At 73.1% G+C, this 23,985-nt stretch carries 19 protein-coding genes; 17 read left to right on the top strand and 2 right to left on the bottom strand.

The window, feature by feature from the left end:
• The first annotated feature begins 10 nt into the window (after positions 1–10).
• Together sucD and ACFPP6_RS12535 are read left to right on the top strand one after the other, a co-directional pair.
• The gene (sucD, locus tag ACFPP6_RS12540; protein WP_179082271.1) at positions 11–895 is read left to right on the top strand and encodes a succinate--CoA ligase subunit alpha; all 885 of its coding nucleotides are present in this window, start codon (positions 11–13) and stop codon (positions 893–895) included.
• A 178-nt stretch (positions 896–1,073) separates the two neighbouring features.
• On the top strand, positions 1,074–3,176 hold the full coding sequence (locus ACFPP6_RS12535) for a cell division protein PerM (protein WP_382040390.1): 2,103 nt from the start codon (positions 1,074–1,076) through the stop codon (positions 3,174–3,176).
• A gap of 113 nt (positions 3,177–3,289) precedes the next feature.
• On the opposite strand, the gene ACFPP6_RS12530 is transcribed toward ACFPP6_RS12535, so the two are convergent.
• The gene (locus tag ACFPP6_RS12530) at positions 3,290–4,114 is read right to left on the bottom strand and encodes a hypothetical protein (RefSeq protein ID WP_382040387.1); all 825 of its coding nucleotides are present in this window, start codon (positions 4,112–4,114) and stop codon (positions 3,290–3,292) included.
• A gap of 358 nt (positions 4,115–4,472) precedes the next feature.
• Here ACFPP6_RS12530 and purN point away from each other — a divergent pair, with 358 nt between their 5' ends.
• Both purN and purH read left to right on the top strand, forming a co-directional pair.
• Positions 4,473–5,105, top strand: a complete 633-nt coding sequence (purN, locus tag ACFPP6_RS12525; RefSeq protein WP_058045884.1) for a phosphoribosylglycinamide formyltransferase — start codon at positions 4,473–4,475, stop codon at positions 5,103–5,105.
• Positions 5,106–5,116: 11 nt separating this feature from the next.
• Positions 5,117–6,664, top strand: coding sequence for a bifunctional phosphoribosylaminoimidazolecarboxamide formyltransferase/IMP cyclohydrolase (gene purH, locus ACFPP6_RS12520; protein WP_382041004.1), 1,548 nt, complete (start codon positions 5,117–5,119; stop codon positions 6,662–6,664).
• Between the two features lie 92 nt (positions 6,665–6,756).
• On the opposite strand, the gene ACFPP6_RS12515 is transcribed toward purH, so the two are convergent.
• On the bottom strand, positions 6,757–7,464 hold the full coding sequence (locus ACFPP6_RS12515) for a hypothetical protein (RefSeq protein ID WP_382040384.1): 708 nt from the start codon (positions 7,462–7,464) through the stop codon (positions 6,757–6,759).
• A gap of 145 nt (positions 7,465–7,609) precedes the next feature.
• Between ACFPP6_RS12515 and ACFPP6_RS12510 the strand changes: the two genes are divergently transcribed.
• The 13 genes from ACFPP6_RS12510 to ACFPP6_RS12450 all read left to right on the top strand — a co-directional run bounded on the left by ACFPP6_RS12510 (position 7,610) and on the right by ACFPP6_RS12450 (position 23,934).
• Entirely contained in the window at positions 7,610–8,479 is an 870-nt protein-coding gene (locus tag ACFPP6_RS12510) for a bifunctional methylenetetrahydrofolate dehydrogenase/methenyltetrahydrofolate cyclohydrolase (RefSeq protein WP_336013509.1), read from the top strand.
• Positions 8,469–8,924 carry a DUF3017 domain-containing protein gene (locus tag ACFPP6_RS12505; protein ID WP_382040381.1) on the top strand — a complete coding sequence of 152 codons (456 nt, stop codon included), beginning with the start codon at positions 8,469–8,471 and terminating at the stop codon, positions 8,922–8,924. The genes ACFPP6_RS12510 and ACFPP6_RS12505 overlap by 11 nt, the downstream gene beginning before the upstream one ends.
• A gap of 169 nt (positions 8,925–9,093) precedes the next feature.
• The gene (locus tag ACFPP6_RS12500; protein ID WP_382040378.1) at positions 9,094–10,320 is read left to right on the top strand and encodes an NADP-dependent isocitrate dehydrogenase; all 1,227 of its coding nucleotides are present in this window, start codon (positions 9,094–9,096) and stop codon (positions 10,318–10,320) included.
• Between the two features lie 399 nt (positions 10,321–10,719).
• Positions 10,720–11,868 (top strand): XRE family transcriptional regulator, encoded by a 1,149-nt coding sequence (locus ACFPP6_RS12495; RefSeq protein ID WP_382040376.1) that lies wholly within the window; start codon positions 10,720–10,722, stop codon positions 11,866–11,868.
• Between the two features lie 168 nt (positions 11,869–12,036).
• A complete protein-coding gene (locus tag ACFPP6_RS12490) occupies positions 12,037–13,026 on the top strand; it encodes a malate dehydrogenase (RefSeq protein ID WP_382040373.1) in 990 nt (329 codons plus the stop codon).
• Positions 13,027–13,354: 328 nt separating this feature from the next.
• Positions 13,355–14,947, top strand: coding sequence for a hypothetical protein (locus ACFPP6_RS12485; RefSeq protein WP_382040370.1), 1,593 nt, complete (start codon positions 13,355–13,357; stop codon positions 14,945–14,947).
• Positions 14,944–15,531 (top strand): hypothetical protein, encoded by a 588-nt coding sequence (locus tag ACFPP6_RS12480; protein WP_382040368.1) that lies wholly within the window; start codon positions 14,944–14,946, stop codon positions 15,529–15,531. The genes ACFPP6_RS12485 and ACFPP6_RS12480 overlap by 4 nt, the downstream gene beginning before the upstream one ends.
• 13 nt (positions 15,532–15,544) lie before the next feature.
• Entirely contained in the window at positions 15,545–16,579 is a 1,035-nt protein-coding gene (locus ACFPP6_RS12475) for a hypothetical protein (RefSeq protein ID WP_382040365.1), read from the top strand.
• A gap of 126 nt (positions 16,580–16,705) precedes the next feature.
• A complete protein-coding gene (locus ACFPP6_RS12470) occupies positions 16,706–18,214 on the top strand; it encodes an aldehyde dehydrogenase family protein (protein ID WP_382040362.1) in 1,509 nt (502 codons plus the stop codon).
• A gap of 51 nt (positions 18,215–18,265) precedes the next feature.
• Positions 18,266–19,828 (top strand): GMC family oxidoreductase, encoded by a 1,563-nt coding sequence (locus ACFPP6_RS12465; RefSeq protein ID WP_382040359.1) that lies wholly within the window; start codon positions 18,266–18,268, stop codon positions 19,826–19,828.
• Positions 19,825–20,940, top strand: coding sequence for a quaternary amine ABC transporter ATP-binding protein (locus tag ACFPP6_RS12460; protein WP_382040356.1), 1,116 nt, complete (start codon positions 19,825–19,827; stop codon positions 20,938–20,940). Before ACFPP6_RS12465 ends, ACFPP6_RS12460 begins: the two co-directional genes overlap by 4 nt.
• A 23-nt stretch (positions 20,941–20,963) precedes the next feature.
• The gene (locus ACFPP6_RS12455) at positions 20,964–22,934 is read left to right on the top strand and encodes an ABC transporter permease subunit (RefSeq protein ID WP_382041001.1); all 1,971 of its coding nucleotides are present in this window, start codon (positions 20,964–20,966) and stop codon (positions 22,932–22,934) included.
• The gene (locus ACFPP6_RS12450) at positions 22,924–23,934 is read left to right on the top strand and encodes an ABC transporter substrate-binding protein (RefSeq protein WP_382040353.1); all 1,011 of its coding nucleotides are present in this window, start codon (positions 22,924–22,926) and stop codon (positions 23,932–23,934) included. Before ACFPP6_RS12455 ends, ACFPP6_RS12450 begins: the two co-directional genes overlap by 11 nt.
• Positions 23,935–23,985 lie beyond the last annotated feature (51 nt).

Genomic DNA, 23,985 nt, shown 5'->3' with positions numbered 1-23,985 from the left:
CTCCACAACCATGGCTATCTTCCTCACCAAGGACAGCAAGGTCATCGTCCAGGGGATGACCGGCGCCACGGGCATGAAGCACACCAAGCTCATGCTGGCCGACGGCACCAACATCGTGGGTGGCGTGAACCCGCGCAAGGCCGGTACCGAGGTCGACTTCGACGGCACGGCCGTCCCTGTCTTCGGCTCGGTCGCCGAGGCGATGGAGAAGACCGGTGCCGACGTCACCGTCGTCTTCGTGCCGCCGGCGTTCGCCAAGGCCGCCGTCGTCGAGGCGATCGACGCCGAGATCCCGCTGGCCGTCGTGATCACCGAGGGCATCGCCGTCCACGACTCCGCCGCCTTCTGGGCGTACGCGGGCTCGAAGGGCAACAAGACCCGCATCATCGGCCCGAACTGCCCCGGTCTCATCACCCCGGGCCAGTCCAACGCCGGCATCATCCCGGGCGACATCACCAAGCCCGGCCGCATCGGTCTCGTGTCCAAGTCCGGCACGCTGACCTACCAGATGATGTACGAGCTCCGTGACATCGGCTTCTCCTCCGCCGTCGGCATCGGTGGCGACCCGGTCATCGGCACCACGCACATCGACGCGCTCGCCGCGTTCGAGGCCGACCCGGAGACCGAGCTGATCGTGATGATCGGCGAGATCGGCGGCGACGCCGAGGAGCGTGCCGCGGACTTCATCAAGGCCAACGTCACCAAGCCGGTCGTCGGCTACGTGGCGGGCTTCACCGCGCCCGAGGGCAAGACCATGGGCCACGCCGGCGCCATCGTCTCCGGTTCGTCCGGCACCGCCCAGGCGAAGAAGGAGGCCCTCGAGGCCGCCGGTGTGAAGGTCGGCAAGACCCCGTCCGAGACGGCCCGCCTCGCGCGCGCCGCGCTGGGCGCCTGAGCCTGACGGTTCCCGTGCGCGGGCCCGCACCCCTCGACGGGGGTGCGGGCCCGCGCCCGTTCCGGGGCTCACGTAAGGGTAATTGCGCGTCAAATAGGTTTATCCGTGTATCAAAAGCGACACGACGGTCATTTACCCGCTACCCGAACGAAAGGCGTGTTCTTGGCAGCATGACCATGTGACCCACGATGCCGAGCACAGCCCGCCGCCGCCCGCGTCCGGCCGGTCCGCCGCGAGCGCGCCGCCCCCCGCGGGCACGGTGTTCGTCGGCGGGGCGATCGCCGCGGGACTGGGTCTCGGGGCGCTGGCCGTGGTCGTCCTGCTGCTGTGGATCACCTCGCCGTACCCGGACGGCGGCGCGGGCGAGGCCCTGCGCTCCGCCGCCGGCCTGTGGCTGCTCGCCCACGGCGCGGACCTCGTCCGCACGGACACCCTCACCGGGGCGCCCGCCCCGATCGGCCTCACGCCGATGCTGCTGACCGTGCTGCCCTGCTGGCTGCTCTACCGGGCCGCGCGGCACGCCCTGGAACCGGCGGTCGAGCCGCCCGGCGACCACGACGACTTCCCCTATCCGGAAGCCGTCCCCTTCGAGGAGCTCACGCCCGAGGAGCTCCTCGCGGCGGCTCCGCCCCCGGCCCCGGTCCCGGCGGAGGCCGCGCCCCGTCCCGCCCCGGCCAAGGCCGCCGCGGCCCTCCTCGGCGGCTATCTGATCGTCGCCGTCGGAGCCGTCCTCTACGCGGCCTCGGGCCCGGTGCGGGCCGAGCCGCTGAGCGCCCTGCTCCACGTGCCGGCCGTCGCGGGGGTCTCCGTCGCGGCGGGGTTGTGGGCCGCCGCGGGCCGCCCGCACGGCACGCCGCCGCCGGTCCTGCGCCGGGCGCTCGCCGCGGTCCCCGCGCGGTTGCGGCGCGGGTTCTCCCGGGCCCGGTCGGCCGCGGCCCTGCGCGCCGGGGCCGCCGGCACCGTCATCCTGCTCAGCGGGGCCGCCGTCCTCCTCGCGGCCTCCCTCGCCGTCCACGCGGGCGCCGTCCGCGAGTCCCTCCTGCAGATCACCGCGGCCTGGTCGGGCCGCGTCGCGGTGCTGCTGCTGTGCCTCGCCCTGCTGCCCAACGCCGTCGTCTGGGCCGCGGCCTACGGGCTCGGGCCGGGCTTCGCCGTGGGCACGGCCGGCGTCGTCGCGCCCCTCGGCATCACCGCGTACCCGCTGCTGCCGGCCTTCCCGCTCTTCGCGATCCTGCCCACCCCGGGACCCGCCGAGCCGCTGCCCCTGGCGGCCTCGGCGGCGGTGAGCCTCGCGGCCGGGGCCACCGTCGCCTACGCCGCCGTGCCGCGCCGCAGCGCGGACCTGGCCCGGTCGGGGCTCGGAGAGACCGTGGCCGTCGCCGCCCTCGGCTCCGTGTTCTGCGCGCTCGTCGTCACCCTGCTGACCTCTGCGGCGGGCGGCACCCTGGGCGCGTCCGTCCTCGCCACCTTCGGGCCCTCATGGCAGCTGGTGGGCGCTGCCGCACTCGCCTGGACGACCGCCGTGAGCATCCCCGGGGCGATCGTGTTGCGCTGGCTGCGGCGGCGCATCGCCCTGGGTGCCGGTGCCGGTGCCGGTGCCGGTGCCGGTGCCGTGGCCGTGGCCGTCGCCGGTGGGCCGTCGGCGGAGGCCTGGGCGGCCGCCGTCGCCCCGGCCCGCGGCGCGGGGGCCGTCGCTCTGGCCGGGAAACCGTCCCCACGGCTGTCCGCAGGCACCCACCGCCGGGTCGCGCCGACGCGGGCGGACCGGCCCCGCAAGACGCGCCGGGCGGGCGCCCGCTGGTGGACCGGCGGCCGGGCCGCCCGCGCGGTGGGCGCCTGGCTGGGCTTCGGGGCGGGTACGGGCCGCGCGGCGGGGAGCGGGGTGCGCGCCGACACGGCGACGCTCTCCTTCGCCCGGCCCGGGGCGACGGGGCCCGCGTGGTCGGCCGAGCCGGGGGCCACGGCGGTGGAGGCGCTGCCCGTACGGGGCGCTCCGGCGGGCTCCGCTCCGGTCGGGCTCGCCGCGCCGGCCGTGTCGTCTGGGACGTCCGGGCCGTCCGGAGCCGAGGAGCGGGCCGCGCGGCGCGGGTGGTTCGGGCGCCGGAGGACGAAGGGGAACAGGCGGCGGGGGAGAGGGGTGCCCCGGGTGCCGGCGTTCGATGCGGCGGCCTGGCACGACACGGGGGCGCGGCAGGTGCGGTGGGCCGCGCTGCGGGATTCCGGGGGCGGGCTGATGCCGGCGTTCGAGCCGCACGACGCGGCGCCCCAGGACCGGGGCTGACGCCACGGGGCGCTGCCCCGTGGCCCCGGTCCTCGGCCCCGGACTCCGGTCCTCGGCCGCGTGGCCCCACTCCTCGGCCCCGGACCCCGGTCCTCAGCCAGGATCCGTCCGGCTCAGTCCCGCGTCCCCAGCAGCGGCCGCAGCTCCTTCGGGAGGTGCTTCTCGCACGCCTGCTGCGAGCTCTGCGTCAGGGCGTCGTCCACGCACGTGTAGTAGTCGCTGTAGACGATCTGGAAGATGAACGTCGCCGCCACGATGGCCAGCGCCAGTCCGCCCGTCACCAGGCCGCTGACCGCCGCGGTCGTCTGCGGCCGGAAGGCGCCGGGTGCCGGGGCGGGGGCCGCCGGGGTGTCCGGGTCCTGTCGCTGCGGGCGGGACTTGGCGCGCAGGGCGCTGACGCCCCAGTAGAGGGAGAGGGCGCCGAGCAGCAGGGCGACGTAGGGGATGCTGAACAGGGCGAAGAAGAAGCCCCACATGCCCGCGAGCAGGGCGTAGCGGGCGCGCCGCTGGGCGGGGTCCGTGGGGTCCCAGCGCAGGCCGCCGCCCCCGCCCGGGCCGCCGGGGCCGCCCGCGGGGCCGCCCGGGCCGCCGCCGAAGCCGCCGTCGTGACGGCCGGGCTGCCGGCTGCTCCACTGGCTGCCCCAGGCGGGGGGCTGCTGCCGCCCGTCGCCGGAGTCGTTCCCGTCCTGCGAGCCGTCCCCCTGGCCGCCGTCCCGGCCGTCCCCGCGGCCGTGCGGCCCCTGCGGGGGCTGCCGCGGCTGCCAGGGCCGGTCGGGCTGTCCCTCCGGCGGCGGCGCGAAGGGGTTGTCCCGCTGCTCGTCGGGGGAAGGGGGCGTGGGGCGGTCGTGCGACATGCGGGCGTTCCTCATCGCACCGCCGCCGGGGGTGTCGGTGGGCAGCGCGAGGCGGTGAGCCGCGTGACGGCGTCGGTCCGGCATGTGGAGTGTGTCTTCCCCTTGTGTCGTCGTCCGGCACGCCCAGGATGTGCGCCGTCCAGGATGTGTGCCCGAACGCCCGGGACGTACGGCACATCCCCGGCGTCCGTGCCTACCGCACTCCGAACGTACGGCGTCGCGCCCGGATTCCGTGCACGTGGCCCGCGCTTTTCCGTGCGCTGCTTCCAGACGCTACCTTCCGCGCGCGCCCCCGTCCCGCGGGGGCCGTTCGGTGTGCCGGTATCGTTGCTGGCGGTCGGCGGGTTCGTAGAGTCCCCCGTATTCGGCGACGCCCTCGTCTCGTACGACCATACAAACCGTACGGCCATCACACTGCTCGCCCGTGAGAAAGGGCCCCACCGTGGCCTCCCCGCCTCCCGCGCCCCCCGCCCGCCTCGTCGTCCTGGTCTCCGGCTCCGGCACCAATCTGCAGGCCCTGCTCGACGCGATCGCCGCCGACCCGGAGGGCTACGGCGCCCGGATCGTGGCCGTGGGCGCCGACCGGGACGGCATCGCCGGCCTGGAGCGGGCCGAGCGCGCCGGGATCCCCACGTTCGTCTGCCGCGTCAAGGACCACCCGACGCGCGACGCCTGGGACCGGGCGCTGACGGAGGCCACCGCGGCCCACGAGCCGGACCTGGTGGTCTCGGCCGGTTTCATGAAGATCGTGGGCAAGGAGTTCCTGGCCCGCTTCGGGGGCCGCGTGATCAATACGCACCCCGCCCTGCTGCCCAGCTTCCCCGGCGCCCACGGCGCGCGCGACGCGCTCGCGTACGGCGTCAAGGTGACCGGGTGCACCGTGCACTTCGTCGACGACGGCGTCGACACCGGTCCGATCATCGCCCAGGGCGTGGTCGGGGTCCGGGACGAGGACGACGAATCCGCGCTGCACGAGCGGATCAAGGAAGTCGAGCGCGAGCTGCTCGTCGAGGTCGTGGGGCGCCTGGCCCGCAACGGCTACCGCATAGAGGGACGAAAGGTGAAATTCCTGTGACCGCCGAAGGTATGAAGCGGCCCATCCGCCGCGCGCTGGTCAGCGTCTACGACAAGGCCGGGCTGGAGGAGCTCGCGCGCGGTCTGCACGAGGCGGGTGTCGAGCTCGTCTCGACCGGCTCGACGGCCGGCCGGATCGCCGCCGCCGGCGTCCCGGTCACCCGGGTCGAGGAGCTCACCGGTTTCCCCGAGTGCCTGGACGGCCGCGTCAAGACGCTCCACCCGCGCGTGCACGCCGGCATCCTGGCCGACCGGCGTCTGGACTCCCACCGCGAGCAGCTGGCCGAGCTGGGCGTCGAGCCGTTCGAGCTGGTGGTCGTCAACCTCTACCCGTTCCGGGAGACCGTCGCCTCCGGCGCCTCGCCCGACGAGTGCGTGGAGCAGATCGACATCGGCGGCCCCTCGATGGTCCGCGCCGCCGCCAAGAACCACCCCTCGGTGGCCGTCGTGGTCAACCCCGGCCGCTACCAGGACGTCCTCAAGGCCGTCGCCGACGGCGGCTTCGACCTCGCGCAGCGCAAGCGCCTGGCCGCCGAGGCGTTCCAGCACACCGCCGCCTACGACGTGGCCGTCGCCAACTGGTTCGCCGAGGGCTACGGCGCCGGCGAGGGCGAGTGGCCGGACTTCATCGGCGCCTCCTACGAGCGCAAGCAGGTCCTGCGCTACGGCGAGAACCCGCACCAGCCCGCCGCCCTCTACACGGACGGCACGGGCAAGGGCCTCGCCTACGCCGAGCAGCTGCACGGCAAGGAGATGTCCTACAACAACTACGTCGACACCGAGGCGGCCCGCCGGGCGGCGTACGACCACACCGACCCCTGCGTGGCGATCATCAAGCACGCCAACCCGTGCGGCATCGCCGTCGGTTCGGACGTCGCCGAGGCCCACCGCAAGGCCCACGAGTGCGACCCGCTGTCCGCGTTCGGCGGCGTGATCGCCGTCAACAGCCCCGTGTCGGTCGCCATGGCCGAGCAGGTCGCCGAGATCTTCACCGAGGTCATCGTCGCCCCGGCCTACGAGGACGGCGCCGTCGAGGTGCTCGCCCGCAAGAAGAACATCCGCGTGCTGCGCTGCGCCGACGCCCCTGCGGCGCACGGCGAGACCCGCCCCGTCGAGGGCGGCGTCCTGGTCCAGGTCAAGGACCGGCTGCAGGCCGCGGGCGACGACCCGGCCAACTGGACGCTCGCCACGGGCGAGGCGCTCTCCGCCGAGGAGCTGGCCGGCCTGGCCTTCGCCTGGCGCGCCTGCCGCGCGGTCAAGTCCAACGCGATCCTGCTGGCCAAGGACGGCGCGACCGTCGGCGTCGGCATGGGCCAGGTCAACCGCGTCGACTCCGCGAAGCTGGCGGTGCAGCGGGCGGGCGAGGAGCGGGCGCGCGGCTCGTACGCCGCCTCCGACGCCTTCTTCCCCTTCCCGGACGGGCTGGAGGTGCTGACGGCCGCGGGCGTCAAGGCCGTGGTGCAGCCGGGCGGTTCGGTCCGTGACGAGCAGGTCGTGGAGGCCGCGAAGGCGGCGGGCGTGACGATGTACTTCACGGGCACGCGCCACTTCTTCCACTAGGCCGTTTCCTCCACCGGGCCGCGGAACGGGCGGAGGCCCGTACCCCGATGCGATCGGGTGTACGGGCCTCCGCGTCCGTCACGTGCGTGCGCTCAGAAGCGCGGGCGGCGGAACCAGTCCTGCGAGGCCTGCTTGGCCGCGAAGACGATCACCAGGATCGACAGGATCAGGCCGATGAGGCCGACGCCGTAGAAGATGATGCACACCAGGCCGCTGATGATGCCGAACGCCGCATAGACGATCGAGCCGACACGGACGCCATTGCCGCCCTTGGCGTAGCGCACCGCGAGAATGATGCCGAGGATCGCAAAGATCACGGCCAGCGCGGCGAGGAACGCGAACACGCCCTTTCCGGCGTCGAAGACCGTGTCGGCGTCCACGGTGTCGCCCTGCGCGGTGGTGACCGTGCCACCGCCGTGGGTCTTCTTCGCGTCACCGATCGCCGCGATCGCGGCGGCGCACAGGCCCGCCACGATCACGTGCACCGCGGCGATCGCGTACAGCATGACGCGGGCCGCCTTGGTGATGCCCGGCATCACCTGCGGGCCCTGCGGCATACCGGCGTAACCCCCCTGCGCCTGCGGGTACGCGGCGTACGGCTGGCCCGGCTGGCCGCCCTGGGGCTGCTGCGGATATCCGTAACCGGGCGCCTGCTGGGGCGCACCGTACGGGTTGTTCTGATCGCCGAAGCTCATGCTGGGGATTTCCTCCGTCGGTGTCGTGCGGGGACGGCGCGGGCATTCGGAGGAGAGTTGTGTCAGCGGCTCGCCCCCGATTTGCACCCGCGGCACGCGGATCATCGTTATCGGGCCTCTGACTTTTGTCCAGCTGATACCCGTATCCGAGGGGCCGCGGGGGCTGCAGGGAATAACCGAAGCGAATTCGTCACCTTCGGCGGGCCGCCCTGATTGGAACCATGACCGCCCCATCCGCGAGGATGGGGTCATGACCGCCCAGATTCTCGATGGCAAGGCCACCGCAGCAGCGATCAAGTCCGAACTCACCGTGCGCGTGGAGGCGCTGAAGGCCAAGGGCGTGCAGCCCGGTCTCGGCACCGTCCTCGTCGGCGACGACCCCGGCAGCAAGTGGTACGTCGCCGGCAAGCACCGCGACTGCGCCGAGGTCGGCATCGCCTCCATCCAGCGCGAACTCCCCGCCACGGCCACCCAGGAGGAGATCGAGGCGGTCGTCCGCGAGCTCAACGACAACCCCGACTGCACCGGTTACATCGTTCAACTCCCCCTCCCCAAGGGCATCGACACCAACCGCGTCCTGGAGCTGATGGACCCGGCCAAGGACGCCGACGGCCTGCACCCGATGAGCCTCGGCCGCCTGGTGCTGAACGAGACCGGCCCGCTGCCCTGCACCCCCAACGGCATCATCGAGCTGCTGCGCCGCCACGACGTCGAGCTCAACGGCAAGCACGTGGTGGTCGTGGGCCGCGGCATCACCGTGGGCCGTTCGATCGGCCTGCTGCTGACCCGCAGGACCGAGAACTCCACGGTCACCCTCTGCCACACCGGCACCCGTGACCTGTCGGCGCACCTGCGCGAGGCCGACATCATCGTCGCCGCGGCGGGCGTGGGCCACCTGATCAAGCCGGAGGACGTCAAGCCCGGCGCGGCCGTGCTGGACGTCGGCGTCAGCCGCGACGGCGAGGGCAAGATCATGGGCGATGTCGACCCGGCGGTCGCCAAGGTCGCCGGCTGGGTCTCGCCGAACCCCGGCGGCGTCGGCCCGATGACCCGGGCCCTGCTGCTGGTGAACGTGGTGGAGGCCGCCGAGCGCGCCGCCGGAAGCGGCAATGCGGGCTGAGGAGGAGCCGGGCAGGGAGCCTGGCAAGGAGCCGGGCAAGGGACCGGGCAAGGAGCCGGGCGCGGGCAAGGGCCGCCGCTTCCAGCTCACGCGGGACACCGCCCGCCCCGAGGGCGGCGGGCGCGCCGCCCCGGGGGACGCCCCGGCGCCGGCGCGCCAGTGGCCGCTGCTGGCGGTCATGGGCGTGACGGGGCTCGGGCTGCTGATCGTCGCCTTCGACGCGTTCCGGGTCGGGACGCTGCTGATCGGGCTGGCGATGGCCGGCGGCGCGGTGCTGCGCTGGGCCCTGCCGTCCGTGGGCATGCTGGCCGTGCGCTCGCGCTTCACGGACATGATCACGTACGGCGGGCTGGGTGGGGCGATCCTGCTGCTGTCCCTGATGGCGCAGCCGCACCCGTGGCTGAAGGTGCCGTTCCTGGAGGACATCCTCCACTTCACGGTCTAGAGCGGTCTGGAACGATCCGGAATGGTATGGAACATTCCAGATCCGACTCCACGGCCCAGGCTCGACCGGCTTTGCCCGATTTCGAGTAGTTTGATGGCGAGGTGATCCCTTTCCTGCCCCACGGGGCGGGAAGGGGCCGGTGCTGCCCGCGAGAGGGACGTTCCCCGTCATGGCCAAGATCAAGGTAGTCGGCCCGGTCGTCGAGCTCGACGGCGACGAGATGACCCGGATCATCTGGCGGTTCATCAAGGACCGGCTGATCCTGCCCCACCTCGACCTCGAGCTGAAGTACTTCGACCTGGGCATCGAGAACCGCGACGCCACCGGCGACCAGGTGACCGCCGACGCCGCGCACGCCATTCAGCAGTACGGCGCCGGCGTGAAGTGCGCGACGATCACGCCGGACGAGGCGCGGGTCGAGGAGTTCGGCCTCAAGGCGATGTACCCCTCGCCCAACGGCACCATCCGCAACATCCTCGGCGGGGTGATCTTCCGCGAGCCGATCATCATGGCGAACGTGCCGAAGCACGTCCCCGGCTGGACGAAGCCCATCGTCATCGGCCGTCACGCCTTCGGCGACCAGTACCGCGCGACCGAGCTGAAGATCCCCGGCGCGGGCACCCTGGCCCTGACCTACACCCCGAAGGACGGCTCCGAGCAGCTGGAGCTGGAGGTCTGCGACTTCCCGGGCCCCGGCGTCGCCCTCGCCATGTACAACCTGGACGCGTCGATCCGCGACTTCGCCCGCGCCTCGTTCCGCTACGGCCTGGACCGCGGCTACCCGGTCTACCTGTCCACCAAGAACACGATCCTGAAGAAGTACGACGGCCGGTTCAAGGACCTCTTCCAGGAGGTCTTCGACACCGAGTTCAAGCCGGACTTCGACCGGGCCGGGCTGACGTACGAGCACCGCCTCATCGACGACATGGTGGCGACCGCGCTGAAGTCCTCCGGCGGCTACGTCTGGGCCTGCAAGAACTACGACGGCGACGTCCAGTCCGACACCGTCGCCCAGGGCTTCGGCTCGCTCGGCCTGATGACCTCGGTCCTCATGACGCCCGACGGCCGCACGCTGGAGGCCGAGGCCGCGCACGGCACCGTCACCCGCCACTACCGCCGCCACCAGCAGGGCAAGGCGACCTCGACCAACCCGATCGCCTCGGTCTTCGCCTGGACCCGGGCCCTGGCCCACCGGGGCAGGCTGGACGGCACGCCCGAGGTCGTCGGGTTCGCGGAGACGCTGGAGCGGGTGTGCGTCGAGACCGTCGAGGGCGGGCGGATGACCAAGGACCTGGCGCTGCTGATCGGCCCCGAGGCCCCCTGGCTGACCACCGAGGAGTTCCTCGCGGCCGTCGAGGCGAACCTGCGCGGGAAGCTCGTGCCGGCAGCCGTGTGAACGGCGTGCCGGCAGTCGCGTGAGCGGCCGCGGTGGCCGGTCCTCCACCCCCGTGGGGGGACCGGCCACCGCCCCGCAGACGAGTTTCATGATCGTGAGTTCGGGCTTCAAGATCTTCAAGCCTGCTGTGGCCGTGGGGTGACGGTTCTGCGACGAGTTCGCCGTCGCGTATCAGTTGTGCAGCAGATGTGACAAGGGCGCGTGGCGGGACTCCTGATTAACCCAAATGCCACGATGCGCCCCGCCTGTGGGAACTGCCATGCTGGATTGCGGCATCCCCCTGGGTAGCCAGCACCGAGGCTGCGGAAGGGGCGCCGCGGCACGCACGGCACGTACGGGCACGGAAATGGGTCACGGCACGGGAAGAGCACCGCAGACATCGGGGGACAGGGGAGTGCAATGCCTCGTTGGAGGGCGCTACCGGAGGAACTCGACCCGGAAGTGCGCGAATTCACCGAACAACTGCGCAGACTCGTGGAGCGCAGCGGGCTGAGCGTCGGCGCCGTCGCGGACCGCACGGGTTACAGCAAGACGTCGTGGGAGCGCTATCTCGGCGGGCGGCTGCTGCCGCCACTGGGGGCCGCCGAGGCGCTGGCCGAGGCGACCGGGACCGACGTGGTCCACCTGAGCACCATGTGGGAGCTCGCCGAGCGGGCGTGGAGCCGCAGCGAGCTGCGGCACGACTCCACCGTGGAGTCGGCCCGGATCGCCCGGGCGCGGGCCGCGCTGGGGGAGTTCGGCCCGCCGCAGGCCGCCCCGGAAGCCTCCTCGCAGGCCCCGCAGTCCGCCCCGCAGTCCGTACGGGCCGGCAGCCGGCCGGGTGCGGTGATCTCGGAGCCGCTCTGCCACGAGGCGGCGCGCCGGGCGGCAGCCGCGGAGGAGAACCCGTCAACGGGCCCTGCCGCAGCCGCGGGTCCCGCCGCGGCCCCCGGCTCCTCCAGGCCGGCCCCGCGCCCGCCCGTCCCGGACTCGCCCCGGCCGCCCGACTACCGCGCGAACGCCATCCCGGCCGACGGCCCGGCGCCCCGCCGCCGCGCGGCCCTCTTCGTCACGGGCGTGGTGGGCGCCCTCCTCGTCGTCGCGGCGGTCGTCCTGCTGCTGGGCGTCGGCGACGGCACGGGCGGGGGCCCGGGCAGCGCGCCGCCGCTCGCCTCGCCCTCCGTCGTCCTGCCCGCCGGCGTCAAGTGCGCGGGCGCCGAGTGCAGCGGCAAAGACCCCGAGGCCATGGGCTGCGGCGGCGGCCGGGCGACGACCGCCGGATCCGCGACCGTCGGCACCTCCTACGTCGAGGTCCGCTACAGCCAGGTGTGCGGCGCGGCGTGGGCGCGGATAACGCAGGCGGCCCCGGGCGACGCCGTCCGGATAGACGCGGCCGCGGACGGCGGCGTGCCCGCCCGTTCGGAGTCCGGCAAGGTGGTGCGCGACGCCGACGGCTACACCCCGATGGTCGCGGTGTCCGGGCCGGGGAAGGCCACGGCCTGCGCGGCGCTGACCTCGGGGCCCAAGGGGTGCACGGTGGCGCGCGCCGCCTCCGCCCCGGCCGGGTGAGCGCCGGACGGCCGGGGCACCGGGCGCGGCACGGTGAGGCGTCCCACACGGGGGCGGGGGTCCGGAGCGGGCCGGGTCGGATAGCCTGACGCCGGATCTCTTGATACCGAGAGAGATCCTCACTCATGGGCAGGGACACCCAACCCCAGTTCGCAGCAGGAGATCGCCATGACCCGCACTCCCGTCAATGTCACCGTCACCGGTGCAGCCGGCCAGATCGGCTACGCGCTGCTCTTCCGCATCGCCTCCGGTCAGCTCCTCGGCGCCGACGTGCCGGTCAAGCTGCGCCTGCTGGAGATCCCGCAGGGCCTGAAGGCCGCCGAGGGCACCGCCATGGAGCTCGACGACTGCGCCTTCCCGCTGCTCCGCGGCATCGACATCACCGACGACCCGAACGTCGGCTTCGCGGGTGCGAACGTCGCGCTGCTGGTCGGCGCCCGCCCGCGCACCAAGGGCATGGAGCGCGGTGACCTGCTGGAGGCCAACGGCGGCATCTTCAAGCCGCAGGGCAAGGCCATCAACGACCACGCCGCGGACGACATCAAGGTCCTCGTCGTGGGCAACCCGGCCAACACCAACGCCCTCATCGCCCAGGCCGCCGCGCCGGACGTCCCGGCCGAGCGCTTCACCGCGATGACCCGCCTGGACCACAACCGCGCCCTGACGCAGCTGGCCCAGAAGACCGGCTCGTCCGTCGCCGACATCAAGCGCCTGACGATCTGGGGCAACCACTCGGCCACCCAGTACCCGGACATCTTCCACGCGGAGATCGCCGGCAAGAACGCCGCCGAGACGGTCAACGACGAGGCCTGGCTCGCGGACACCTTCATCCCGACCGTCGCCAAGCGCGGCGCGGCCATCATCGAGGCCCGCGGCGCGTCCTCGGCCGCCTCCGCCGCCAACGCCGCCATCGACCACGTCCACACCTGGGTCAACGGCACCGCCGAGGGCGACTGGGCCTCCATGGGTATCCCGTCGGACGGCTCCTACGGCGTCCCCGAGGGCCTCATCTCCTCCTTCCCGGTCACCTGCAAGGACGGCAAGTACGAGATCGTCCAGGGCCTGGAGATCAACGACTTCTCCCGCGCCCGCATCGACGCCTCGGTCAAGGAGCTGTCGGAGGAGCGCGACGCGGTCCGCGCCCTCGGCCTCATCTGATCCACGGACTCCGGATCCCCGGATCCCCGGATTCTTCGACGGGAGTGCCCCGGCGGCTTTTTGCCGCCGGGGCACTCCCGTTTTTCCGTACGGACGTGCGGTCGTGCGCCCGTACGGGGTCGTTTTTTCGTCCGTTATCCGAGTGCAAGCGGGGTCCGCGGGAAGCGGATTGGCTTATTGTGAGTTCTCCGAAAATCCGTCAACTCCTGCATATTCGCAGGTGAGTTCGACGATCGGAGAGTCAATGACCTTATCCGCCGGATCCGCAAGAACCGATCAGGCCACGTCGTCGGGCTCCACGAGAACGGCCGGTACCGGCAGGTCCGACGTGCGGCCCGACTCGCGGAGCGAAGCCACCCGCCTGCTCTGCGCGGGGGCGTACCTCGATCTCGACTTCCGCCGGCGCGTCGTCGAAGAGCTGGTGGAGCACGAGGAACGGCCGGTCGCGCCGTCGCTCGGCGTCGACGTCGTGCCGGTGCTCACCCACGCGCTGCGGGCGCGGGCGCAGGACGTGCTCACGGCGGTGCTGCTGGCCTGCTTGTGGGCCGCGTTCTTCGCCGTCGGGTTCGCGACCGACGCGGGCACCGACCCGGAGACGGAGATCCCCTGGGCCGTCCTCTACGCCGCGGTGTGCGTGGTGCAGTGGATCGGGCAGGCGGCCGCCGGGCGCGGGAGCGCCGTCTACGCGGTCGACAACAAGACCCTGCGCGAAGCCGTCAAGGGGCGGACGTCGCTGCGCGCCCTGCGGACGGTCGGGCCGCCGGTGCTGCAGATCGCCTACTGGATCTTCGCCCTGGTCGCCCTGTTCGAGGGCGCGGACAACTGGGCGGCCCTGCTCTTCCCGCTGCTCCTCGTCCTGCCCGTGTGGATGCACCGCTCGCGCGTCGCCTCCGTCATGCGCCTGGAGCTCGGCCGGGAGGCCTTCGCCCACCAGCCCCGCGCGGTGCCGCGCTCGCGTCACCACCGCCGTATCGCGGCGACGATCGACCGCGAGCAGTACGCGGGGCTGACCATCTACGACCCCTCCCGCCCGTTCCTCGGCATGGGCCGCCCGCACGAGCCCTGGTCGCTCGTCCTGGAGCTCAAGCCCCGGGACGGCGGCAAGGGCGGTCCGCGGCCGCCGTTCACCGCCCGCGCCGTCGTGGACCTGATCCGGCCGCGCCTGGAGGCGCTGCGCGACTCCGCCGCCGCGACCAGCCGCGACCGGCTGAAGGACCTGGAGATCGAGGAGTTCGTCTACCTCCCCGTGGGCCCGTCCCGGCCCGAGGTCCGCTACGACGCGCCCGTCGTCCGGCAGCACCTGCGGGACGCCGTGGACGAGGGCGGCGAGGCCCGCCGCTACTTCCTGCGGGTCCGCGTCGGCGCCTGGGACGAGCAGATCGTCGTCTCCGTGCTGGTCAGGGTGCACACCCAGGGCGGCATGCTGGTGCTGGAGGTCGTGCCGCACGTGCTCAAGCCGGTGAAGCCGGAGTTCCGCGCGGTCGACGTGATCGCCGCCCGCGGCGAGGACGACATCCTGCGCGACGGCGTCCGCGCCCTGCTGACCGCGCCCGCCGCCGGGTTCGCGTCCGCCGTCTCGGCGGTGCGCACGGCCGTCGCCGGTTTCCGCACGTGGCTGGCGGACCCGCGCCGCGCGGTCCCGGACGGCCCCGCGGGCTCGGTGCGGGAGATCGCCGGGGTGCAATCCGTCTCGCTGTTCCAGGAGATGGACATCAGCCGCTACGTGAAGACGGTCCAGGACCGGATCGCGAGCGGCGTACGGGACGCACTGCGCTCCCAGGGCTATGAAACCGACCAGTTCGAGCAGCAGATCGTGCAGGTCAGCGAGGGCGGCGTCTTCATCGGCTCGATGAGCGGCGGCGCCGTGGCCGCGGGCAGCGGCGCCCAGGCGAAGAACACCACGAAGGACGGGGGATCATGACGGATCGCAAGCAGGACGGCGGCGGCGCGGCCGGCGGTGGTGCCGGCAGCGGAGGCGGCATCGCCATCGGCCGGATGACGGGTGGCGCGGTGGCCGCCGGGGATCGCGCGCAGGCCGAGAACCACGCGGAACGGGCCGCGAACCCCACCGAGGGGACCGGGACCCGTGCCGAGCGCGCCGGCCGGGACGTTCATCCCGGCACCGGCTTAGTGCCCGTGCCCGCGGAAGTGCCCGGCCACGGGGGCGTCGCGGTCGGCGAGCTCTCCGGAGGCGCGGTCGCCGCGGGCCGGCAGGCCCGGGCCGTCGACGCCTCCCGGGAGGTCCTGGCCGTGCCGCCCGAGCTGCTGGAGGCCGTCGCGGAGCTGCGCCGCCAACTGCCCCTGCTCGTACGGGCCGAGGGCGACGGCGTCGACGCGGTCGGCGACGAGCTCGCCGGCCTGGAGGAGGAGGCCCGCCGCACCGGCCGCACGCAACGCGGCCGCCTGGTGCGGCTGCGGGCCCTCCTGAGCAGCGGAACCACGGCCGCCGGCGGTCTGGCCTCGGCGGCCACGGTCGCCGAGGCGGCCGGCCGGCTGCTGGCGTGAGGGGGCGGGGCACATGAGCCGCTGGGACGCGGATCTCCAGCAGTGGGTGGAGGACGACCCGCCCGGACGGCGGCCGCACAGAGCGCCGGAGGACGCCGCGGACGAGCACGACCGCCTCCACGACCCCGACGAGCCCGAGGTCCACCTGCTCCCCGAGCCGCCGGACGGCCTGCCCGAGGGGCCCTCGCACGCGGCGATCCTGGCCGGTGCGCTGGCCGGGGTGGTCCTCATGGGGGGTCTGGGCGTCGGGGCCTGGGCCCTGACGCGGGACGACGGCGGCGATCCGGGCCCGGGCGGCTCCGGTGACGCGTCGCCCAGCGCGAGCGCGAGCGTCCTGCCGAGCCCGGGCCCGTCGTACGGCAGCATCTCCGGCACCACGGGGAGCATGGGCACCACGGGCGGCATGGGGACGACAGGAGGGACGACCAGCGGGACCACCGGGGGGTTCACGGGCGGTTTCACCGCCGGTGCCACGGGTTACGGCACGGGTGGCTACGGCCCGGGCACTCCGAGTGCCCCGCCCAGCGCCTTCTCCGGAACCGGACCGGGGTCCGGTCAGGGCTCCGGCGAGGACGCCCCGGCCGGCTTCCGCCGCACGGAGGACGCGTCCGGCTTCCGCGCGGACGTCCCGCAGGGCTGGGAGCGCACCACGGAAGGGGCCAGCGTCTTCTTCAAGCGGGCGGACGGCCGCAGCCTGATCCAGGTGTTCACCCTGGCGGGGCCCGAGCCGACGCCCTACGCGGCCCTGGAGGAGACCGAGCGGGCGGTGTCCGAAAACAAGGGGTACCGCAAGCTGGGGCTGACCACGGTGGGCGGCCCCTCGCCCGACGCGGCGGAGCTGGAGTACACCTACGTCAGGCCCGACGGCACGGTGCGCCGCATCGTCGACCGGGCGTTCACCGGACCCGACCGGCGGCAGTACGCGCTGCTGGTCGCGGGGCCGGCCGACGAGTGGTCCGGGCACAAGGAGATCTACCGGGTGCTGCTGGGGTCGTTCTGTCCTTCCGGGTACTGCGCGGGCAGCGGTGGCGGCAGCGACACTCAGTGACCCGTGTCACTCTTTGTAAAGAAAGAGGCATAGCTTTTCGCCTTTTGGTTAGGCGCGTCCCGTTGCCGCCCGAGCGTCCTGCCCGGCGGCAGCGGGACAGACCAGGAACCGGAAGGCAGAGAAGACATGTCGTCAGCCGAGACCATCCACGTCGACGGGGTGTGGCGCGCCGCCGCGTCCGGCGCCCAGCGGGAGGTGCTCGACCCCGCGGACGCCAAGACCCTCGCTGTGGTCTCCGAGGGCGGCGCCGACGACACGGACGCCGCCGTCGCCGCGGCCCGCCGCGCCTTCGACGGCGGGCAGGGCGTCTGGCCGCGGACGCCCGTGGCCGAGCGGGCGGCGCTGCTGCGCCGCGTCGCCGACCTCCTGCAGCGCGACCGCGAGGAGATCGCGCTGACCGAGAGCCGGGACACCGGCAAGACCCTCGAAGAGGGCCGCACCGACGTCGACTGCGTGACCGACGCCTTCCGTTACTTCGCCGACCTCGTCGTGAACGAGGGCGGCGGACGCGTCGTCGACGCGGGCTCGGACACCGTGCACAGCGTCGTCGTCCACGAGCCGGTCGGCGTCTGCGCGCTGATCACCCCCTGGAACTACCCCCTGCTGCAGGCCAGCTGGAAGGTCGCCCCCGCGCTGGCGGCGGGCAACACCTTCGTCATCAAGCCCAGCGAGGTCACCCCGCTGTCCACCGTGCTGCTGATGAAGCTGCTGGTGGAGGCCGGTCTCCCGGACGGCGTCGGCAACCTCGTCACCGGCGCGGGCGACCCCGTGGGCGCCCGCCTGTCCGAGCACCCCGACGTCGACCTCGTCTCCTTCACCGGCGGCCTCGCCTCCGGCACCAAGGTGATGCAGGCCGCGGCGCCCACCGTGAAGAAGGTCGCCCTCGAACTCGGCGGCAAGAACCCCAACGTGGTCTTCGCCGACGCCTGCGCGACCGACGAGGACTTCGACACCGCCGTCGACCAGGCCCTCAACGCCGCGTTCATCCACAGCGGCCAGGTCTGCTCGGCCGGCTCCCGCCTCATCGTCGAGGAGTCCGTCCGCGACCGCTTCGTCGCCGAACTCGCCCGCCGCGCCGCGAAGATCCGCCTCGGCCGCGGCACCGAGGACGGCGTCGAGTGCGGCCCGCTGGTCTCCGCGCAGCAGCTCGACAAGACCGAGGCCTACGTCGCCTCCGCCCTCGCCGAGGGTGCCACGCTGCGCTGCGGCGGCGCCCAGCCGGAGCCGGACGAGGTGCGCCCCGCGGGCGGTTACTTCTTCTCGCCGACCGTCCTCGACCACTGCCACCGTGCGATGAAGGTCGTCCGCGAGGAGACCTTCGGCCCGATCCTCACCGTCGAGGTCTTCCGCACCGAGGACGAGGCCGTGGCCCTGGCCAACGACACCGAGTACGGCCTCGCCGGCGCCGTGTGGACGAAGGACGCCGGCCGCGCCCGCCGCGTCGCCGGCCGGCTGCGCCACGGCACCGTCTGGATCAACGACTTCCACCCCTACCTGCCGCAGGCGGAGTGGGGCGGCTTCGGCAAGTCCGGTACCGGCCGCGAGCTCGGCCCCGCGGGCCTGGCCGAATACCGCGAGGCCAAGCACATCTACCAGAACCTCGCGCCCGAGCCGGTGCGCTGGTTCGCCGGCTGAGCCAGCCTCATTCCGTAAGCGAAGAACCTTCCTGCCCCGAGGAGTACCCCCATGCCCCCCGCAGTCCAGAAGATCACGGCCGACTATGTCGTCGTCGGCGGTGGCACCGCCGGCTCGGTCATCGCCTCCCGCCTCGCGGAGGACCCCGGGACCTCCGTCGTCGTCATCGAAGGCGGACCGTCCGACATCGACCGCGAGGACGTACTGACGCTGCGCAAGTGGCTCGGCCTGCTCGGCGGCGAGCTGGACTACGAGTACACCACCACGGAACAGCCCCGCGGCAACTCGCACATCCTGCACAGCCGTGCCAAGGTGCTGGGCGGCTGCTCCTCCCACAACACCCTCATCTCCTTCAAGCCCCTGCCCTCCGACTGGGACGAGTGGGAGGCCGCGGGCGCCGCCGGCTGGGGCGCGAAGGACATGGACCCCTACTTCGGCAAGCTCCGCAACAACATCGTGCGGGTCGCCAAGAAGGACCAGAACGCCATCGCCTCCGACTGGATCGAGGCCGTCAAGACCGCCCTCGGCGTCCCCGAGGTCACCGGCTTCAACGACAAGCCCTTCGACGAGGGCGTCGGCTTCTTCGACCTCTCCTACCACCCGGAGAACAACAAGCGCTCCTCCGCCTCCGTCGCCTACCTCCACCCCCACATGGAGGCCGGCGACCGGCCCAACCTCCGCCTGATGCTGGAGACCTGGGCGCACAAGCTGGAGCTGGAGGGCACCCGCGCCAAGGGCGTGCACGTCCGCACCAAGGACGGCGAGGAGATCTACGTCGAGGCCGGCCGCGAGGTGCTGGTGTGCGCCGGCGCCGTCGACACCCCCCGGCTGCTGATGCACTCCGGCATCGGTCCGAAGAAGGACCTCGAAGCGCTCGGCATACCCTGCGTGCTCGACCTGCCGGGCGTCGGCGAGAACCTGATCGACCACCCCGAGTCGGTCATCGTCTGGGAGACCGAAGGGCCCATCCCGGGCAACTCCGCGATGGACTCCGACGCGGGCCTGTTCGTCAAGCGTGACCCGGAGCACCAGGGCCCCGACCTGATGTTCCACTTCTACCAGATCCCCTTCACGGACAACCCCGAGCGCCTGGGCTACGAACGCCCCGAGCACGGCGTGTCCATGACTCCCAACATCCCCAAGTCCCGCGCCCGCGGCCGCCTCTACCTCACCTCCGCGGACCCCGAGGTCAAGCCCGCCCTCGACTTCCGCTACTTCGAGGACGAGGAGGACTACGACGGCCGCACCCTCGTCGACGGCATCAAGCTCGCCCGCAAGGTCGCCGAGGCCGAGCCGTTCAAGAAGTGGCTCAAGCGCGAGGTCTTCCCCGGGCCCGAGGTCACCGACGACGCCGAGATCAGCGAGCTCGTGCGCAAGGCCGCGCACACCGTCTACCACCCCGCCGGCACCTGCCGGATGGGCGACGCGGGCGACGCCCTCGCCGTGGTCGACCCCCAGCTGCGGATCCGCGGCCTGGAGAACATCCGCATCGCGGACGCGTCCGTCTTCCCGACGATGCCCGCCGTGAACCCGATGATCGGAGTCCTGATGGTGGGAGAGAAGTGCGCGGAGATGCTTGTAGCAGGCCCCGGCACCGGGGGTGACTCCCGGTGAACGGCACCGGCGCCGGCACCGGCGCACCCACCGGCCCGACGCCCGAGGGCACGCAGCAGGCCGCGGCCGGCACACCGGCCGTCTTCTCCGTCCGCAACCTGTGGAAGGTCTTCGGACCGAAGGCCGACCGCGTCCCCGGCAGTGACCTCGCCACCCTCTCCGCCGAGGAGCTGCGCGAGCAGGCCGGCTGCACCGTGGCCGTCCGCGACGTCTCCTTCGACGTCCGCCAGGGCGAGGTCTTCGTCGTCATGGGCCTCTCCGGCTCCGGCAAGTCCACGCTCGTCCGCTGCCTGACCCGGCTCATCGAGCCGACCTCCGGCACCATCGCCATCGACGGCGAGGACGTGTGCGGCATGGACAAGGGCGCCCTGCGCGAGCTGCGCCGCCACCGCGCGGCCATGGTCTTCCAGCACTTCGGCCTCCTCCCGCACCGCTCCGTCCTCGACAACGTCGCCTACGGGCTGGAGATCCAGGGCGTCGCCAAGGCCGAACGCCGCGCCAAGGCCGCCGAGATGGTGGAGAAGGTCGGCCTCGCGGGCATGGAGGCCCGCCGCCCCGGCCAGCTCTCCGGCGGCCAGCAGCAGCGCGTGGGCCTCGCCCGCGCCCTCGCCGCCGACCCCGAGGTCCTCCTGTTCGACGAGCCGTTCAGCGCCCTCGACCCGCTCATCCGCCGCGACATGCAGGAGGAGGTCGTCCGCCTGCACCGCGACGAGGGCCGCACCATGGTCTTCATCACCCACGACCTCTCCGAGGCGCTGCGCCTCGGCGACCGGATCGCCCTGATGCGCGACGGCCGCGTCGTGCAGTGCGGCACGCCGGAGGAGATCGTGGGCTCCCCCGCGGACGACTACGTCCGCGACTTCGTGCGGGACGTCCCGCGCGAACAGGTCCTGACCGTCCGGCGTGCCATGCGGCCCGCCGCCGCGGGCGAGTCGGAGTCGGGCGAGTCCCTCGCCCCCACGACGACCGTCGCGGAAGCGATCGAGACGGTCGCGCGCACGGGCACCGCGGCCCGCGTCGTCGACGGCGGCCGCTGCGTCGGCGTCGTCGACCACCGCAGCCTGCTGGGCGTGGTCGCGGGCCTGGACGCCGGCGAAAGGACGGCCGCGTGACCGTACACACAGCTCCCCCTCGGATGAAGACGGCGCCGCCCGGCCGCGACGCCACCGGGCCGAACCCCGCGGCGCTCGGGCTGCGCGCGCTGTGGGCCCGCCCCGCGGCCCGCAAGCTGCTCGTCCTCGCCGCCGCCGCGGCCGTGCTCGTCCCCGTGGCGGCAGCGCTCCACGGCAGCGGCACCTGGCCGACCGCGCTCACCGTCGACCTGACCGAGCCCCTGACCGGGGCCAGCGACTGGATCATCGACAACCGCGACGGCCACTGGGCCTTCCTCTACTTCTTCGGGCACATCAGCGGCGCGATCATCGGCGCCGTGCACGCCGTCTACACCGTCCTCCTGGCCCTCGGCTGGGCCGGAGTGACGGCAGCGGCGGCGCTGATCGCCTGGCGCGTCGCGGGCGTACGGGTCGCCGTGACCGCCCTCGCCTCGTTCGCCGCCTGCGGCCTGCTCGGCATGTGGGTGCCCACGATGCGCACCCTCGCGCTGATGATCGTCGCGGTCGCGGTGTCCGTCGCCGTGGGCGCGCTCATGGGCCTGGCAGCGGGCCTGTCGGACCGTACGTTCCGCGCGCTGCGGCCCGTCCTCGACACCATGCAGGCGCTGCCCGCCTTCGCGTACCTGCTGCCCGTCGTCCTCGTCTTCGGCATCGGCGTGGCGCCCGCCGTCCTGGCGACCGTCATCTACGCGGCGCCGCCCATGGCCCGCCTCACCGCGCTCGGCCTGCGCTCCACCGACAAGGGCGTCCTGGAGGCGGTGGAGTCGCTCGGCGCGACCGGACGGCAGCGACTGCTGACCGCACGCCTGCCGCTCGCCCGCCGCGAGCTGCTGCTGGGCGTCAACCAGACCATCATGATGGCCCTGTCCATGGCCGTCATCGCCTCCGTGATCGGCGCGGACGGCCTGGGAGACCGCGTCTACCAGGCCCTGTCGACGGTGGACGTCGGCAGCGCCCTGGCCGCGGGCATCCCGATCGTGCTCCTGGCGATCGTGTTCGACAGGATCACGGCCGGCCGAAGGCTGGGGGAGGGTGGGCACGACCGGACGACGGGCCGCACCCGGCAGGCGACCGCATGGACCGCAGGAGTGGCCGCCGTCGCGGCAGCCGCCCTCCTCGCAGGCGCGAAGCCCTGGCCCGACACCTGGACGGTGGCGATCGCCGCCCCGGTGAACGACGCCAAGGACTGGATGGTCGACCACCTCTACACCGGCCTCCCCGGCATCGGCGGCACCGCCGACCTCGCCGCCCACTACACCGCCTGGGTCCTCGACCCCCTGCGCGACGGCCTCCTGGCCCTCCCCTGGTGGGGCGCCCTCCTCCTGGTGGCCGCCCTCGCGTGGCTCATCGGTACGTGGCGTACGGCCCTGACGGCAGTCCTGTCGCTGGCCGCGATCGGCGTGCTGGGCCGCTGGGAGCTGTCGATGGACACGCTCTCGCAGGTGGTGGCCGCCGTGGCCGTCACGCTCGTCCTCGGCTTCACGATCGCCGTGCCCGCCGCGCGCAGCCCGCGCGTGGAGCGGCTGCTGCGGCCGGTCCTGGACGTCTTCCAGACGATGCCGCAGTTCGTGTACCTGATCCCCGTCGTGGCGCTGTTCGGCATCGGCCGGGCCCCGGCCGCCGCAGCCGCGGTCGTCTACGCGCTGCCCGCCGTCGTCCGCATCGCGAGCGAGGGCCTGCGCCGGGTGAACCCCGGTGCGATGGAGTCGGCCCGCTCGCTGGGCGCGACCGGCGGCCAGCAGCTGCGCCAGGTGCAGTTCCCGCTGGCCCGCCCGCAGCTGCTGCTCGCGGTCAACCAGGCCGTGGTGCTGGTGCTGTCGGTCGTCATCATCGGCGGTCTCGTCGGCGGCGGCGCGCTGGGCTACGAGGTCGTCTTCGGCCTGGCCCAGGGCGACCTGGCCACGGGTCTCACTGCGGGTGTGGCCATCGCGTGCCTGGGGCTGATGCTCGACCGGGTCACGCAGCCGACGAAGGGAGCGCGTGATGGCGCGTAGGACGCAGAGCACGCGCGGAACGCGTGGAACGCGCAGGACGGTGGTGGCCGCGGCCGCCCTGGCCGTCCTGGCCGCCGCCACGGCCACCGGCTGCGGCGCGGCCGACATGACCAAGCAGGCGTCCCCGTACGCCGATGCGGCGGGGACGAAGACCGTCACCCTGTCCGTGCAGTCCTGGGTGGGCGCGCGGGCCAACACGGCCGTCGCCAAGTACCTGCTGGAGCACGAGCTGGGCTACCGCGTCGACACCGTGCAGGTGGACGAGGTGCCCGCCTGGGACGCCCTCAGCCAGGGCCGCGTCGACGCGATCATGGAGGACTGGGGTCACCCGGAGCAGGAGAAGCGGTACGTCGAGGACAAGAAGACGATCGCCTCCGGCGGCGACCTGGGCGTCACCGGCCACATCGGCTGGTGGGTGCCGAAGTACTTCGCCGACGCCCACCCCGACGTCCTCGACTGGCGGAACCTCAACAAGTACGCGTCGCAGCTGCGTTCGCCCGAGAGCGGCGGCAAGGGCCAGCTCCTGGACGGCTCGCCGTCGTACGTCACCAACGACAAGGCGCTCGTGAAGAACCTCGGCCTGGACTACAAGGTCGTCTTCGCGGGCTCCGAGGCGGCGCAGATCACCCAGATCCAGCAGTCCGCCAAGGAGAAGAAGCCCTTCCTCACCTACTGGTACGAGCCCCAGTGGCTCTTCAACGAGGTGCCGATGGTGGAGGTGAAGCTGCCCGAGTACACCGAGGAGTGCGCGGAAAAGGGCGCGAAGGATCCGACGACGGTGAACTGCGCCTACCCCACCACGCAGCTGAAGAAGTTCCTCAATGCGGACTTCACCCGCAAGGGTGGCAAGGCGGCCCGCTTCCTGAAGAACTTCCAGTGGTCGAAGGACGACCAGAACGCCGTCTCGCAGATGATCGCCGAGGACAAGCTCAGCGCGGACGAGGCCGCGAAACGGTGGGTGGAGAAGAACCCGGACGTCTGGAAGAAGTGGCTGCCGTGAGCGCGTAGCGCGTAGCACGTACGCCAAGGAGCAGGAAGCAGCCGAGCGGCG

The sequence above is a fragment of the Streptomyces aureoversilis genome (assembly GCF_042657885.1).
Lineage (GTDB): Bacteria > Actinomycetota > Actinomycetes > Streptomycetales > Streptomycetaceae > Streptomyces > Streptomyces aureoversilis.
The sequence above is the reverse complement of the archived record's forward strand: the minus strand, read 5'-3'. Positions and strand labels throughout refer to the sequence as shown.